The organism is Pseudoroseicyclus sp. H15 (genome assembly GCF_054353345.1).
The window spans coordinates 497,828-512,990 of the sequence record NZ_JBTHJE010000005.1; the positions used below are offsets into that span (position 1 = coordinate 497,828).

Here is a 15,163-nt window from a genome sequence, read left to right on the forward strand (position 1 = left end):
GGTTCAGGCTTCGAAGCTGGCCCAGTCGGGCGCGGGGACAAGGGTGGAGGGCGCCTGCGGCTCTGCCAGCCAGGCGTAGAGGCAAAGGAGCGGCACATTGCCGGTGAGGATGGCATGCGGCGCGTTCGGCTCGTTCCAGATGGGGGCGAAGGCGGCGACACTGGCCATCGGGGCGCCGGGATGGAAGCGCCAGCCATGCGGGCCGGTCAGCGGCAGGTAGAGCTCCGGCGAAGGGTGGGCGTGGTCGCGGTAGAAGACCCGGCGGGAGACGAGGAGCAGGCCGACATCCAGCCCTTCGGCGGGCCAGGTGGCGCGCTCCTCTCCCGCCAGCGCGCAATAGGCGTGCGACCGGGGGAAGAAGTCGCCGATGTCGGCGCCGGGCGGGTAATCGTAGGTTTGCCAGCCCAGATGCTCCGCCGCCTCCGCGAGGGAGCTGGCGAGGGCCGGCTCGCTCACCGCCAGAGCGGCGAGAGCAGCGGGCAGGTCGCGATGGAGCGCCTCGGCAGCGGGGCCGGAGGCCGGGAGCTGCGCCGTGGCCGGGCCGCCAGCCGCTGCGAGGGCCGCGCGGGTTTCCGCGATGCCCGGCCCGTCGAGGCTGCGGAGGAGGGCGATCAGCTCCTGCCGGAGTGCCGACAGTGCCTCCTGCGCCGAGCCCTCCGGCGCGGGCGGGCGCGGCTCGTTGCCGAGGAGCGGCGCCGGATCGTCGCCATCGCGGGGCGAGAGCATGCGGTAGACCTCCAGCGCCCGGGGGCTGAGCAGCCCCTGCGCGTGGAACCACATGGCCGCCGCGTAGCGCTGCCGCCCCGAGCCGGGCAGGCCGAGCGGGGCGTGCAGCGCGCGGGCCATCTCCTCTGGCAGCGGTTCTGGCAGAGCGGGTGCGGCCATCAGGTGTTCTCCTGATAGGCCATCGCCTCGTCCCTCAGCCGCCGCTTTTCGGCCCGGTTGAGCAGTATGCCGGCGATCAGCACGCCGATGCCGACGACGCAGACGGTGATCGTGGCAAGGGCGTTGATGTCGGGCGTCACGCCGAGCTTCACCTTAGACCAGATGAGGATGGGCAGCGTTGTGTTGCCCGGCCCGGTGGTGAAGTTGGTGATGACCACGTCATCGAGCGAGATGGTGAAGGCGAGCAGCCAGCCGGCGAGGATGGCGGGGGAGATCACCGGCAGCGTCACGTCCCACAGCACCTGCCAGGGCCGCGAGCCGAGGTCGATCGCCGCCTCCTCGATCGACGTGTCCATCGTCAGGATGCGCGCCCTCACGATGGTGGCGACGAAGACCAGGCTGAAGGTGATATGCGCGATGGTGATCGTCGTGAAGCCGCGCCGCGCCGGCCAGCCGAGCCATTGCGCCATCAGGATGAAGAGCATCAGCGAGGCGATGCCGGTGATCACCTCGGGCATCACCAGCGGTGCCGTCACCAGCCCCGAGAACAGTGTGCGCCCGCGAAAGCGCTTCCACCGCGCCAGCGCCATGCCGGCCATGGTGCCGAGCAGCGTGGCGGCGGTGGCTGAGGTGACGGCGATCTTGAGCGAGAGCAGCGCCGCCTCCAGCACCTGCTCGTTCTGGAACAGCTCACCGTACCACTTTGTCGACCAGCCGCCCCAAACTGTAGCGAGGCGCGACGCGTTGAACGAGTAGATGATCATCGAGATGATGGGGATGTAGAAGAACGCCAGCCCCAGCGCGACCATCGTGTAGAGGAACCACGGGCGGTGCTTCATTCCTGCTGCTCCCGCTTGAAGGCCCGCTCTTCCGCCCGCTGTTCGGCCCAAGTGTATACCATGAGCGGCACGACCAGCAGGAAGAGCAGGGCGACGGCGACGGTCGAGGCCATGGGCCAGTCGCGCGCGAAGCCGAACTCATCGGAAATGACGGCGCCGATCATCGGGCGCGAGGCGCTGCCGACGAGCGAAGGGATGATGAACTCACCGCAGGCCGGGATGAACACCAGCATCCCGCCCGCGATGATGCCGGGCACGCTTTGCGGGACCGTGATGTCCCAGAACACGCGGGTGGGCTTCGAGCCGAGGTCCATCGCCGCCTCGTCCAGCTCCAGATCGAGCCGTTCGAGGTTGGCGTAGAGCGGCAGAATCATGAAGGGCAGGTAGGAATAGATGGTCACCAGGATAACGGCGCCATTGGTGTTCATCATCGGGATGTAGGCCAGCTCCCACGCCTGCGGCACGAGGCCGTTCCAGGCGCCGGTGACGAGCTGGTTGAACCATGAATTCGTGCCCATCAGCCCGATCCAGGCGTAGACGCGCAGCAGAAACGACGTCCAGAACGGCAGGATCACCAGCATGAGCAGGATCGAGCGCCAGCTCGAAGAGGCGCGCGCGATGCCGAGCGCGACGGGGTAGCCGATCAGCAGGCACAGGAATGTCGCCACCGTCGCGTTGAAGACGGAGGTGAGATAGGCGCGGATGTAGAGATCGTCCTGAAACAGCCGGGCGTAGTTCTCCCAGCTGAACAATGGGTGCTCGCCGCCGAAGCCGAAGGGCGGGGCGGTGGGCGTGCGGGTGGCGCCGCTCATCGCGAAGATGATGATGAAGGGCACTAGGAACCACAGCACCAGCCAGATGTAGGGGATGCCGATGATGGCCTGCATGTAGCCGCGCCGGTGGAACCAGCGGCCCAGCCGCTCGCGGGTGGAGAGCTGGCCCGCCTGCGCCTCGCCTGAGTCGGATATCGACGCCATGGGCTACTCCGTCAGCAGGATGGCGGCGGCGGGCGCGAAGGACAGCCAGACGTCATCCTCCCAGTCGGCCACCCATTTGCCCTCGCCGGCGCGCGCGAAGTTGACGGCGTTGGCGCTGATGACCCGGCCAGAGGGCAGCTTGATGCGGTAGAGGGAATCCTTGCCGAAATAGGCCAGGCTCTCCACCTGGCCGGGCAGGCGGTTGGCGTCTTCCGGCTCGTTTCGCGAGAGCTTCAGCTTCTCGGGGCGCAGCGCCAGCGTCACCTCCTGCCCCTCCACGAGGGCGGGCTCACGGGCGACGGTAACGCGGCCGAGATCCTCGGCCTCCACCTCGGCGCTGTCGGTGCCGAGCGAGAGGACGCGCCCCTCGAAGAGATTGATCGAGCCGATGAAGTCCGCCACGAAGCGGTTCTTCGGGAACTCATAGATATCGGTCGCGCTGCCGATCTGGCGGATGCGCCCCTTCTCCATCACCGCCATGCGGGATGAGAGCGTCATCGCCTCTTCCTGGTCATGCGTCACCACGATGAAGGTCACGCCCGTTTGCTCCTGAATCGACATGAGCTCGAACTGCGTGTGCTCGCGCAGTTTCTTGTCGAGCGCCGCCAGCGGCTCGTCGAGCAGCAGCAGCTTCGGCGCCCGGGCAAGGGCGCGGGCGAGGGCGACTCGCTGGCGCTGGCCGCCGGAGATCTGATGAGGCTTGCGGGCGCGAAAATCTTGCAGCTGCACCAGCTCCAGCATCTCCGTCACGCGGTCGGCGCGCTCGGCCTTGCTGAGGTTATCGTGCTTGAGGCCATAGGCCACGTTCTTCTCCACGCTCATATGCGGGAACAGCGCGTAGCTCTGGAACATCATGTTGACGGGCCGCTCATAGGGCGGCGCGTCGGTCACATCCTTGCCGTCGATGAGGATGCGGCCGCGCGTGGGTTCTTCGAAGCCGGCGAGCATGCGCAGCAGCGTGGTCTTGCCGCAGCCCGAGCCGCCGAGAAGAGAGAAGATCTCGCCGCGCTCGATGTCGAAGGAGACGTCATCCACGGCGAGGAAGGTGCCGAATTTCTTCGTCACCCCCTGCACCGAGACGAAGGGCGCCCCGGTGGCCTTGGCCACCGGGACGACGGGTTCAGGGGAAGGGCCGTCAGCCAATTGGGCTCACCCTGCCTTGATGCGCTGCCAGGCCCGGTTGATCGCCCGGTCCTGTTCTTCAGAGAAGGGCTGCGGCGCCCACATCCGGCCGATCGTCTCCTCATCCGGATACACAGCCGGGTCATCGATGATCGCCGGATCGACGAATTCCGCCGCCGCCGCATTGGCATTGGCATACCAGGTGTAATTCGTGCAGGCGGCGATCACCTCTGGCCGCAGCATGTAATTCATGAAGGTATAGGCGTTCTCGGTGTTGAAGGCGTCCGACGGCATCGCCATCACATCGAACCACGCCGGTGCGCCGGTCTTCGGCACGTAATACGCGAGGTTCATGTCCAGCCCCGCCTCTGCCGCGCGGCCCGCGGCCACACCATAGTCGCCCGACCAGTTGTTGACGGCGCAGAGCTCGCCGTTGGGAATGGCGTTGAGGTAGTTGGTATTGTCGAAGGTACGGATATAGGGGCGGATCGGCTGGAACGCCTCGACCACCTTGTCGTAATCCGCGACATTCGTCGTATCGCCGTCGAGGCCGAGGTACTTCAGCACCATCAGCATGATGTCGGTCGGGGAATCCAGGATCGAGATGCCGCAATCGGCCAGCGCTGCCGCATTCTCCGGGTCGAAGATCGTCGACATGTCCTGCAGGTCGGCATCGGGCAGGCGCTCGCGCACCATGTCGACGTTATAGGTAAAGCCGACGGATCCCCACATGTAGGGAATGGAATACTCGTTGCCCGGGTCCCAGCCGGCCAGGATCGTCAGGATCGAGGGATCGAGATTGTCCCAGTTGGTCAGCTTGCTGCGGTCGAGCTTCTGGTAGATGCCGGCCTGGATGGCGCGGGGCATGTCGATGCCGGCGTGGAAAACCACGTCGTAGCCGGTCATGCCGGCCAGCATCTTGGCCTGCATTTCCTCGGCGGAGGAATAGGTGTCGTAGACGGTCTCGATTCCGAATTCGTTTTCGAAATCTTCCAGCGTCGTCTCACCGATGTAATCGGCCCAGTTGTAGATATTGACGGTTCCGCCCTGGGCGTAGGATGGGCGCACCCAGGGCATGGCCAATCCGCCACCCATCAGGCCCAGCGTCGTGCGTCGATTGAATCGCATGTCGTTCCCTTCTCTCCTGTCGGAAGATTATCCCGCGCCGTTCAAGGCCAGAGCCAGTTCTTCATTCGATTGCGCGAGCCTGTCCTCGGGCGGCGCCTCTGCGAGCCGCATGACCGGCAGCAGTTTGCGCAGCTCGTCGTGGTGGTTCTTCAGCCCGTATTCGAGGTCGGACAGGTGGAAATCCTCGAAGGCGGACGACTTCATCGATTCATTGGACCAGATGGAAAGTTGCTGGTCTTCCTCGCTGGTTTCGCGGTCGATGCGCTGGGCGAGGTAGCGGGCCATGCGGGCCTGCCGGGTTTCATCCTTCATTCGGTAGGTGCGGCCCTTCAGCAGCGTCTCACCGGCGGAAAGCGGAATGTCCTGGTAGAAATTGGCATATTCCGGCGTGAAGGCGATCACCCCGGTGGGGAAAAGCCCGTAATATGTCCACGCTTTCTGCAGATGCTCGGGCAGGTCGGGCCGCTCGGGGCTGGCCTTGATGTATTCCTTGACCGACCAAAGCCGCGCCGGCTTGTCGCCGAAATGGCCGTGGCTGAACGAAACGCCGTGGGTATAGGCCTCGTCGCGATAGGTGCGCCCGTAAAGATCCTGCAGGCCGGGATGGGCGAGGGCGACATGGTAGCCCTCGTTGTCGACGTCGCGAATGCTCTTCCAGTTGACCGGCAGCGTCGTCTCCCAGAGCACGTCGCCCTCGGGCAGCAGCTCTTCGGATTTGTAGGCGTCGAAATCTGCTTCGAAGGGCGCGAAGAGCTCTGCGACAGAGGGCTGGGGCCCGGGCAGAAAACGCAGGAAGATGAAACCCTTCCAGATCTCCATTTCCACCGGCTTCAGGCCGAACTGTTCCTTGTCGAACTCGCCGAAGCTCTCGGGCCGCGACACGCCGCGCAGGCTGCCGTCGGTATTGTAGACCCAGCCATGGAAGGGGCAGACGAGCGCGCCGCGGCAATGGCCGCTCTCGCCATCCGCCACGCGGGCGCCGCGGTGCCGGCAGAGGTTGTGGAAGGCCCGCACCTCGCCATCCTGCCCCCGCATGACGATGGCCCGCTCGCCCAGCATGTCGAAGGCGATCCAGTCGCCATCGGCGGGGATGTCGCAGACATGGCCCGCGATCATCCAATGCGTGCGGAAGACGTGGTCGCGCTCCAGCTCGAACATCTTCGGCGAGTGATAGGTCCAGCCGGGGAGGCCCCGGCGGTCCCATTCGTTGGGAATGGTGATGTGGCGGCTGCTGGGATCGGCGGTCATGTAGCGTCTCCATCGCGGTTGAGCCGCCTTTGCACCCAGGCATGGAAGGCGGCGATCTCGTATTCCTGCGGCATCAGCCGCCCGCGCTGATAGGCGGGCGAGGCAAGGCCGCGCTGGTTCATCTCGCAGGCCGCCGCATCCTCCTGCAGCACCTGCGTGGCGAAGCGGGCGACGCCGGCAGCATCGAAGCCGGGCTGGGCGAGGGTCTCTTCCGAGAAGAGCCAATCGGCGGTCAGCTTCGTTTCCGTCGGCGAGACGGGGGTGAGCCGCACGAGGCGGACGTAATCGACATGGGCGACGACGAAGGCGCTCGGCCAGATCGTGACGAACCGGTAGCCCTCGGCCCGCTCCTCGGCGCTGAGGCCGGGGAAGACGGGTCCGCAGGGGGCGCCTGTTTCTGTCCATGTCTGCGCGCCCTGCTTGAGGGCCGTATGCGCGGGGCCACCATCACTGCGCTCGGCCTCGGCCATCACGCCATGCTTGTAGACGGGCACCATGTCGACCAGCGTCGGGTGGATGCCCGGGCAGTGCAGGCACTCGTTGTAATTCTCCCAGAACACCTTCCAGTTGCAGCGGATCGTTGTCTCCAGCCGGTGGCCGAGGCGCAGCTCCGCCATCGGCCAGCTGTCCAGCTTGTCCGCCCCGATATCGGTGACGAAGGGCGGCGCCTCTTCGGCGGCGGAGAGGAAGAGGATGCCGTTCCAGAGCTTCACGTGCAGCGGCAGCAGCCCGTGCTCCGCCCTGGCGAAATCCTCGGCCGGCGTCGCGAAGGCGGTGGAGACGAGCCGCCCGTCGGGCGCATAGGCCCAAGCGTGGTAGGGGCAGGTGATCAGCTTGGCCAAAGGGCGGTCGACGGCGCAAAGCTCACTGCCCCGGTGCCGGCATACGTTGTGGAAGGCGCGGCTCTCGGCGCCATCGTTCACCACAATCACCTCGGCGCCCCCGACCTCGCGGCGCCGCACACTGCGGGCGGGGAAGTCCTCCTCACGCCCCACAGCCACCCATTCGCTGCGCCAGATCGCCTCCAGCTCGCGCTCGTGCCAGGCCTCGCCGCGATAGGCCTCGGCCGGCAGCGTCGGCGGGCAATGATCGAGAAGGGGAGAGCTCATACAGCCCCCGGGGGCGTGGCCCGGCGGCGGAGCGGGGCGAAAAAGGGGCGGGGGGCCGGGCGCGCCCGCATCATCAGCTTGGCGTAGCGCAGCTCGCGCATCGCGTAGATCTCGACCCAGAGGTCGTCGCTGGCGGCATGTTTCGCCTCCACCAGCGCCAGCGCGAGGCTCTGCTTGGTGGTGGGCGACCAGATGGCGGAGGTGACGGTGCCGACCTCCCTTCGCTTGCCGCGATAGACGATGGCACCCTCGGCGGCGACGTTGCCCTCCACCTCCAGTCCCACCAGCGCCCAGCGCGAGGTCTTGCCCTTCCGCTCGGCCAGCAGGGCGCGGCGGCCGGTGAACTGGCCCTTGTCCCAGTCGATCATCCAGCCGAGGCCGAGCTCCAGCGGCGAGAGCGGGCGATCCTCCCGCAGAGCCTGCTCGGCGGGGATGAAATCGGCGCCGGCCACGATGAAGCCGGCCTCGATGCGGGCAATGTCCAGAGCGACGCTGCCGATGGGCCGCAGGTTCCAGGGCGCGCCGGCTTCCATGAGGCAGTCCCAGAGCGGCAGGGCACCCTCGGGCGATGTCCACAGCTCGTAGCCCAGATCGCCGGTGAAGCCGGTGCGCGAGATCAGCACGCCATCCTGCTCGGTCAGCTGGAAGGGCTTGAGCGCCTCGATGTCGAACCCGGCGGCGCGCAGGACAGAGGCGGAGCAGGGGCCCTGCAGCGCCAGCGCCGCGATCTCCTCCGTCACCTCCTCGATCTCCACGTCGAAGCCGATGGCGCTGTCGAGCAGCCAGGGCAGGTGCCTCTCCTGGCAGCAGAGGCGAAACTCCTCGGCGCCGAGGCGGAAGAGCGTGCCGTCGTCCAGCAGCTTGCCGTCATCGTCGCACCAGCCGGTATATTGCACGCGGCCGGTCTTCAGCTTGGCCACATCGCGCAAAGTCAGCCGGTTCAGCATCGCCTCGGCGCCGGGGCCGGTGATGCGGTACTTCACCATCGGCGTGAGGTCATAGAGCGTGGCGCCGTTGCGGATGGCGCTGAGCTCCATCTCGGTGTCGCCGAAGGAGGGGGCCGAGAGCCAGTCGCTCCACGGCGCCCATTCGGCCTGCCGGTTGAGCGCCTCCATCCGGGGATGGAAGGGCGAGCGGCGCAGTGGCTGCTCCCAGGGGCGGTCGATGTCGCGCGTATCCTTCATGCCGCCTTCAGCACTTGCTCGGCGGCGTTCCAGCCGGCGGTTCCGGTGACGCCGCCGCCCGGATGGCTGCCGGCGGAGGCAAGCCAGAGGCCGGGCAGGGGGGCGGCGTAGGAGGCCGCCTCGTGGAAGGGCCGCAGGAAGAGCATCCGCTCCACCGCGAAATCGCCGTGATGCCACGAGCCACCCTTCAGGCCGTAGCGGGCCTCGATGTCGTAGGGCATCAGCAGCTCTTCGTGCTGCGTTCGGCCCCGCAGGCCGGGCGCTGCCGCTTCGAGCACACGCCAGACGGCCTCGCCAAAGGAGGCGCGGGCGGCGGCCTGATCCTTCGGCGCATGCGGCGCGAATTGCGCGACGATGGAGAGGACATGGCTTCCCTCCGGCGCGAGCGACGGGTCGTGCGCCGTGGGGCAGGTGATCTCAAGCACCGGATGCTCCGGCACCTCGCCGTATTTCACCGGGTTGAACGCCCGCTCGACGTGATCGACCGAGGGGGCGAGGACGATGCGGTGGCGGAGGTCTCCCAGGCCCGGGTCGCCCTCGACGGCCAGATGCATCTTCGCCGCGCCGCCGCGGAACGGCATGTTCGCTGCCCGGCGGACGATGCCTGTGTCCAGCGCCGGGGCGCCGGCGAGGCCCAGCAGCGTGGCCTGCGGGCAGAGGGCGGAGACGACGGCGCCGGCGCGGATCTCCTCGCCGCTGGACAGCCGGGCGCCGATGGCGCGGTCGCCCTCGACGATCAGCGCCTCGGCGCGGGTACCGGTGCGGATGGTGACGCCCGCCTCATCGACGGCGCGGCGCATGGCGGCGGCAAGGCTGCCCATGCCGCCCATCGGCAGGCGGATGTCGCCCATAGCGAGGCGGTTGAGATACAGTAGCAGCGTTCCGGGAGAGCGGGGCCCGGCCCAGGCGCCGAGCGTGGCATCGAAGGCGAGCAGCCCCTGCAGGCGCGGGTCGGTCAGGTCATCCTCCGCCACGTCGGCGACATTGGTGAGGATCAGCCGCATCAGGTCGCGCAGATCGGCCCGCCCGGCGCGGCCGAGGCCAAGGGCGGCGGGTGTGAGGCCGAGCCAGTCGTTGCCGCCCTTCACCCGGGGCGGGGTCATCGTGCGGAAGGGCTTCAGCCGCTTGGCGTGGCGGGCGAGGCGGGCGGTCAGCGTATCCCACTCCGCGCTGTCGACGCCGGTGACCTCGCCGCTTGGTGAGACAGTCAGCGGCGTCTCGCCGGGAAGGGTGGTGGAGAGCGGGGCGCTGGCGGCAAAGCCGTGCCGCTCCAGAGCCATCTCCCTGGCGGCGCGGGCGTCGAGCCCGTGAACGAGATGCGCGAGACCGGAGACGCGGAAGCCGGGCGCGAACTCAGTGGTGCGCGCGCCGCCGCCCACCTCGTCCGAGGCCTCGATCAGGGTGACCTTGGCGCCGCCCCTGGCGAGCCGGAAGGCGCAGGCGAGCCCGTTCGCACCGCCGCCGATGACGAGGATGTCACGCGCCATGAGATCCCCCCGAATGTTGTAAATTGGAAAGCTTTACGGCCGCAAGCGCCACCTGATGGCCTCTCCAGATCGGATTTATCCTACAGAACCGCATAGGCATCCCGCATCTCCGCCCGGCTCATCCTCGCCGATTTCAGGATTTCCGCCGCCGCATTGCGCCCCGGCGCGCCCATAACGCCACCGCCCGGATGGGTCGACGAGCCGCACATCCACAGCCCCTCGATCGGGCTGCGGTACTGCGCCCAACCCGGCACCGGGCGGTTGAAGAGCATCTGGTCGAAGGTCAGCTCGCCCTGGAAGATGTTGCCCTCGGTCAGCCCCACCTCGGCCTCCAGCTCGCGCGGTGTGCGCACCTCGACATGGCGCACGCGATCCTTGAAGCCGGGCGAGTAGCGGGCGATCTGGTCGATCACTGTCTGGCCAAAGGCGTCACGATCGGCGTCCGTCCAGTCGCGCCCCTCGATCTTCGGCGGCGCGTATTGCACGAAGCACGACATGAAATGCTTGCCCGGCGGCGCCAGCGTCGGGTCGATCATCGAGGGGATCATGGTGTCCTGGAAGGGATCGGCGCTGAAGTGGCCGTCCTTCCAGTCGTCATAGGCCCGCTCCATCCGCTCGACGCTGTCGGTGAAATGCAGATCGCCCTTCAGCATCGGCGCGCCCTCGGGCAGGGCGGGGAAGACGGGCGCCGAATCCAGCGCGATGTTCAGCTTGCCCGACGAACCCCGCGTCTTGAACCGCTTGATGTCGCGCACGAACTCCCCGGGCAGATCGCCCTCGTCCATCGTCTTCAGGAAGGTCCGCTTGGCATCCATGCCAGAGATCACGCGGGTGGCCCGGATGACCTCGCCATCCTCCAGCTCGACGCCCGTTGTCTTGCCGCTTTCGACGAGGATGCGCTTCACCCCCTTACCGGTGCGCACCTCGCCGCCCGCCGCCTCGAAGCTCCGCCTCAGTGCCTGTGTAATCGCCCCCATGCCGCCGCGCGCATAGCCCCAGGCGCCGACATTGCCGTCGACATCGCCCATGTAGTGGTGCAGCAGCACATAGGCCGAGCCGGGAGACATCGGCCCCAGCGCCGTGCCGATGATGGCCGAGACGGCGAGATAGGCCTTCACCGTCTGGTTCTCGAAATACTCATCGAGATAATCACTGATCGACATGGTCCAGAAGCGCACCATCTCGGTGATCTGCTTCTCCGACAGCTCCACCATCTTGCGGCCGAGCCAGGCCAGCTCGCCCAGGTCGCGTGGTCGCAGGCTCACCGGGTCTGCCGGGGTGCGCATCAACAGCGGGCGGATGAAGCGGCAGTGGCGCATGATGTCGCGGGCGTAGCGGTCGTAGGCCTCGGCGTCGCGCTTGCTGTGCCGGGCGAATTCGCGCCGCTGCACCTCGTGGTTGCGATACATGGCGAGGTAGTCGCCATCCTCCTTCAGCACCACGCCCGCCTCGTAGGGCAGGATCTGCAGCCCGTGCTTCGGCAGCTCCAGATCGCGCATGATCTCGGGCCGGAACAGCGAGCAGACATAGGAGCAGTTGGAATAGGTGACCTCGTCATCCAGCTGCCGGCTCACCGCCGCGCCGCCGACCCAGTCGTTCTTCTCCACCGCCACCACGCGCATCCCCGCCCGCGCCAGATAGGCGGCGGTGACCAGCCCGTTGTGCCCGGCGCCGACGATCAGCGCGTCATAGGGCGCAGAGGTGGGGAAGGCCGGGGCGTTCATGCAGCAGCAGCTCCTCTACGCGCGCCGGCCGGCAGCGGCCTGGCGCCGGGCCGCCACCGGGGCAGCGGCCGTCTTGAACGGATGTTCGATGGTGGATTCATTCTGACTGGATAGTCAATCAGAATTTTGCAATAGTCACATCGGCAGGGCGCAGGGCGTCTTTTCATCGCTCCGCATGCCGCCTAGATGCCTGACGGAGCGGCGATCGGGAGATGGTGGATGGATGGCACGCGGGACCGGCTGGAGAAGCGGCGGCGCAAGCTCGCGCCCGAGGCGCGGCGCCAGCAGCTCATCGAGGCGACCATCGAGGTCATCGCCAAGTTCGGCTTTGCCCGCACCACGCTGACAGAGGTCGCCCGCACCGCCGGGCTCTCGCACGGGCTGGTCAACTTCCACTTCGCCAGCAAGGAAAAGCTGCTGGGGGCCACGCTCGCCTATCTGTCGGAGGAATACCGCGCCAACTGGATCAGCGCTTTGCAGGCGGCGGGCCCCAGCCCGGCCGAGCGGCTGCACGCCCTGATCCTCGCCGATTTCGTGCCGGCGATCTCCACGCCCGCGCGCCTCTCAGCCTGGTGCGCTTTCTGGGGCGAGGCACAATCGCGCCCGCTTTATCAGGAGAGCTCGTCGGGCTTCGACGAGGAATATATCGAGATGCAGGAGGGCGTCTGCCGCGCCCTGATCGAAGAGGGCGGCTACGATCTGCACCCGGCCCGCGCCGCCCGCGTGCTGCGCGTGACGACCGAGGGAACGTGGCTTGACCTTATGACGATGCGCCATCCTTATGACCACGAAGAGGCGATGCGTACCGTCATGCTCTGCGCCGCCGCTTTCTTTCCGCGTCACTTCAACGAAGAGGGCCTGCTGTGAACGACCATCTGGGGCAATTCTATATCGGTGGCGCCTGGGTCGCGCCGCAGTCGGGCGCGGGCAGCATGGGCGTGACCGACCCGGCGACGGGCGAGGATATCGCCGAACTGGCGCTGGGCACGCGCCTTGATGCCGAGGCCGCCATCTTCGCCGCCCGCGAGGCCTTCGCCGCCTGGTCGGCGACGCCGGTGGCCGAGCGCATCGCCGCGCTCGCCCGGGTGCGCGATGCCTACAAGGACCGCTACGAGGATATGGCCCAGGCCATCAGCCTGGAGATGGGCGCCCCCATCTCCTTCGCCCGCGACAGCCAGGCGGGGGCGGGGCTGATGCATCTGGAATCGACGCTGAAAGCCGCCGAGAGCTTCGAATGGGAGCAGAAGCGCGGCACCACCACCATCGTACGCGAGGCCATCGGGGTCTGCGGGCTGATCACGCCCTGGAACTGGCCGATGAACCAGATCGTCTGCAAGGTCGCGCCGGCGCTGGTGGCCGGCTGCACCATGGTGCTGAAACCCTCCGAAATCGCGCCGCTCTCCGGCGTGCTCTTCGCCGAGATCTGCCACGAGGCCGGCCTGCCGGCGGGCGTGTTCAACCTGGTCAACGGCACCGGGGCCGAGGTCGGCTCTGTCCTCTCCAGCCATGAAGAGATCGACATGGTCTCCTTCACCGGCTCCACCCGCGCCGGCATCGAGGTGGCGCGCTCCGCGGCGCCCACCGTCAAGCGCGTCGCGCAGGAGCTGGGCGGCAAATCGGCCAACATCATCCTCCCCGATGCCGATCTCGAGGCGGCCGTGGCCGAGGGCGCGGCCGGCGTCTTCGCCAATTCCGGCCAGTCCTGCGACGCGCCCACCCGCATGCTCGTGCCCCGTGCCGAGATGGACCGCGCCGCCCGCATCGCCGCCGGCGTGGCCGAAGCCCAGGCCGTGGGCGATCCGCGCGAGGAGGCCACCGAGATGGGCCCTGTCATCAGCCAGGTGCAATGGGACAAGATCCAGGGCCTCATCGAGGCCGGCATCGCCGAGGGCGCCACGCTCGCCGCCGGCGGCCCCGGCCTGCCGCAGGGCCTCAACCGCGGCTATTACGTGCGCCCCACGGTCTTCGCCGACGTCACCAACGACATGCGCATCGCGCGCGAGGAGATCTTCGGGCCGGTGCTCTCGATCCTCGCCTATGACAGCACGGACGAGGCCATCTCTATCGCCAATGACACGCCCTACGGCCTCGCCGCCTATGTGCAGGGCACCAACATGACCGAGGTCGAGCGTGTCGCCCGCCAGCTCCGCGCCGGGCAGATCCAGATCAACGGGCCGGACTGGGACACCTTCGCGCCCTTCGGCGGCTACAAGCAGTCTGGCAACGGCCGCGAATATGCCGACTGGGCGATACACGATTTCTGCGAGACCAAGGCCCTGATCGGCCTCGGCTGAGCGGAGCCTGCGGCGCTTTTCGGGGGGGGGTGACACCCCCGAACCCCCCTTCGCCGCATCGCTGCAGTCCGCGCATCCTCGATCCTCAGCCGAGCGCGGCCTGCCACGGCCCCCCTCGTCTTTGCTCCAAGAAAATCCTCGGGGGGTCCGGGGGGGCAGACAGCCCCCCGGCCTCTCAACCCGCGCCCCCGGCAGCCTTCCTCACCGCGCTCGGGCTCTCCCCGAACTCCCCCCGGAACGCCCGCGCCATCGCCGAGGCATCGGTATATCCCGCCCGCCCCGCGATCTCCGCCACGGACAGACGCGTCTGTTCGAGCAGCCGCCGCGCCACCCCCAGCCGCACCGCGCTGTAGACAGCCCGGGGCGCCCGCCCCAGCGCCGCCGCGAAATGCTGCTCCAGCGCCCGCTGCGAGCAGCCGAGGCGCCGCGCCACCTCCGCCACCGGCAGCGGCGCCTCGACGTTGCGCCGCATCAGCGCCACCGCCGCCTGCACCATGCCCTTCGCCGGCACGCGGATCGCCGGGTCCAGCCGCGGCGCCCGCTCGCCGTGCATGAAGAGCGCCGCCACATCCAGCGCCAGCATCCCCCCGTGGTCGCGCTCGATCAGCGCCAGCATCAGCTCCAGCGTCGTCGTCGTCCCCCCGCAGGAGAGCCGGTCGCCGTCGATCACCACCCGGTCCTCGCGCGCGTCGACCTCCGGAAAGGTCTCGGCGAAGGCGTCGAACTCGTCCCAGTGGATCGTCGCCCGCCGCCCGTTCAGCAGCCCCGCCGCCGCGAGCAGCCAGCTGCCGGTATCCAGCCCCGCCAGCGTCCCGAACCGCCGCGAGGCCTCGCGCAGCGCCGCCAGCACCTCCGGCCCCAGCCAGTCGCGAAAGCCGTAGGAGGGCATCACCAGCAGCCGGTCGCCGCCGTGATCGGCCAGCTTCACCGGCTGCACCGGCAGGCCGGAGGAGCTGGCGAGCCCGGCGCCATCCACCGACAGGTAGCGCCAGCGATATAGCTCCCGGCGCGACAGCATGTTGGCGGCGCGCAAGGGCTCCACCGCATTGGCGAGGCAATGGTTGGAGAAGCGCGGGAACAGCAGCACCCCGATCTCTTTCGTATCCTGCATGATCTGTCGCCAGTTCTGCACAATGGCCCGCCCAGACCTATGCCACCTTCCGCCC

The 15,163-nt window shown here is 68.1% G+C and carries 13 protein-coding genes; 2 read left to right on the forward strand and 11 right to left on the reverse strand.

Annotated elements, in window-relative coordinates:
- Positions 1–3 precede the first annotated feature (3 nt).
- The 10 genes from ACXN5S_RS13150 to ACXN5S_RS13195 all read right to left on the reverse strand — a co-directional run bounded on the left by ACXN5S_RS13150 (position 4) and on the right by ACXN5S_RS13195 (position 11,703).
- A complete protein-coding gene (locus tag ACXN5S_RS13150; protein ID WP_458605890.1) occupies positions 4–885 on the reverse strand; it encodes a dimethylsulfonioproprionate lyase family protein in 882 nt (293 codons plus the stop codon).
- A complete protein-coding gene (locus tag ACXN5S_RS13155; RefSeq protein WP_458605891.1) occupies positions 885–1,724 on the reverse strand; it encodes an ABC transporter permease in 840 nt (279 codons plus the stop codon). Before ACXN5S_RS13155 ends, ACXN5S_RS13150 begins: the two co-directional genes overlap by 1 nt.
- Positions 1,721–2,701 (reverse strand): ABC transporter permease, encoded by a 981-nt coding sequence (locus tag ACXN5S_RS13160; RefSeq protein WP_458605892.1) that lies wholly within the window; start codon positions 2,699–2,701, stop codon positions 1,721–1,723. Before ACXN5S_RS13160 ends, ACXN5S_RS13155 begins: the two co-directional genes overlap by 4 nt.
- Positions 2,702–2,704: 3 nt before the next feature.
- The gene (locus tag ACXN5S_RS13165; RefSeq protein ID WP_458605893.1) at positions 2,705–3,808 is read right to left on the reverse strand and encodes an ABC transporter ATP-binding protein; all 1,104 of its coding nucleotides are present in this window, start codon (positions 3,806–3,808) and stop codon (positions 2,705–2,707) included.
- Positions 3,809–3,850: 42 nt separating this feature from the next.
- A complete protein-coding gene (locus ACXN5S_RS13170) occupies positions 3,851–4,951 on the reverse strand; it encodes a polyamine ABC transporter substrate-binding protein (RefSeq protein WP_458605894.1) in 1,101 nt (366 codons plus the stop codon).
- Positions 4,952–4,978: 27 nt separating this feature from the next.
- Positions 4,979–6,199 (reverse strand): aromatic ring-hydroxylating oxygenase subunit alpha, encoded by a 1,221-nt coding sequence (locus ACXN5S_RS13175; RefSeq protein WP_458605895.1) that lies wholly within the window; start codon positions 6,197–6,199, stop codon positions 4,979–4,981.
- The gene (locus ACXN5S_RS13180) at positions 6,196–7,308 is read right to left on the reverse strand and encodes an aromatic ring-hydroxylating oxygenase subunit alpha (RefSeq protein ID WP_458605896.1); all 1,113 of its coding nucleotides are present in this window, start codon (positions 7,306–7,308) and stop codon (positions 6,196–6,198) included. Before ACXN5S_RS13180 ends, ACXN5S_RS13175 begins: the two co-directional genes overlap by 4 nt.
- Positions 7,305–8,492 carry an aminomethyltransferase family protein gene (locus ACXN5S_RS13185; RefSeq protein ID WP_458605897.1) on the reverse strand — a complete coding sequence of 396 codons (1,188 nt, stop codon included), beginning with the start codon at positions 8,490–8,492 and terminating at the stop codon, positions 7,305–7,307. Before ACXN5S_RS13185 ends, ACXN5S_RS13180 begins: the two co-directional genes overlap by 4 nt.
- On the reverse strand, positions 8,489–9,979 hold the full coding sequence (locus tag ACXN5S_RS13190) for a phytoene desaturase family protein (protein WP_458605898.1): 1,491 nt from the start codon (positions 9,977–9,979) through the stop codon (positions 8,489–8,491). The genes ACXN5S_RS13185 and ACXN5S_RS13190 overlap by 4 nt, the downstream gene beginning before the upstream one ends.
- Positions 9,980–10,059: 80 nt before the next feature.
- On the reverse strand, positions 10,060–11,703 hold the full coding sequence (locus tag ACXN5S_RS13195) for a phytoene desaturase family protein (protein WP_458605899.1): 1,644 nt from the start codon (positions 11,701–11,703) through the stop codon (positions 10,060–10,062).
- Between the two features lie 219 nt (positions 11,704–11,922).
- Between ACXN5S_RS13195 and ACXN5S_RS13200 the strand changes: the two genes are divergently transcribed.
- Positions 11,923–12,570: a TetR family transcriptional regulator C-terminal domain-containing protein gene (locus ACXN5S_RS13200; RefSeq protein WP_458605900.1), complete on the forward strand. Its 648-nt coding sequence runs from the start codon at positions 11,923–11,925 to the stop codon at positions 12,568–12,570.
- Entirely contained in the window at positions 12,567–13,997 is a 1,431-nt protein-coding gene (locus tag ACXN5S_RS13205) for an aldehyde dehydrogenase family protein (RefSeq protein ID WP_458605901.1), read from the forward strand. The genes ACXN5S_RS13200 and ACXN5S_RS13205 overlap by 4 nt, the downstream gene beginning before the upstream one ends.
- A gap of 175 nt (positions 13,998–14,172) precedes the next feature.
- On the opposite strand, the gene ACXN5S_RS13210 is transcribed toward ACXN5S_RS13205, so the two are convergent.
- The gene (locus tag ACXN5S_RS13210; RefSeq protein WP_458605902.1) at positions 14,173–15,108 is read right to left on the reverse strand and encodes a GlxA family transcriptional regulator; all 936 of its coding nucleotides are present in this window, start codon (positions 15,106–15,108) and stop codon (positions 14,173–14,175) included.
- Positions 15,109–15,163: the final 55 nt, after the last annotated feature.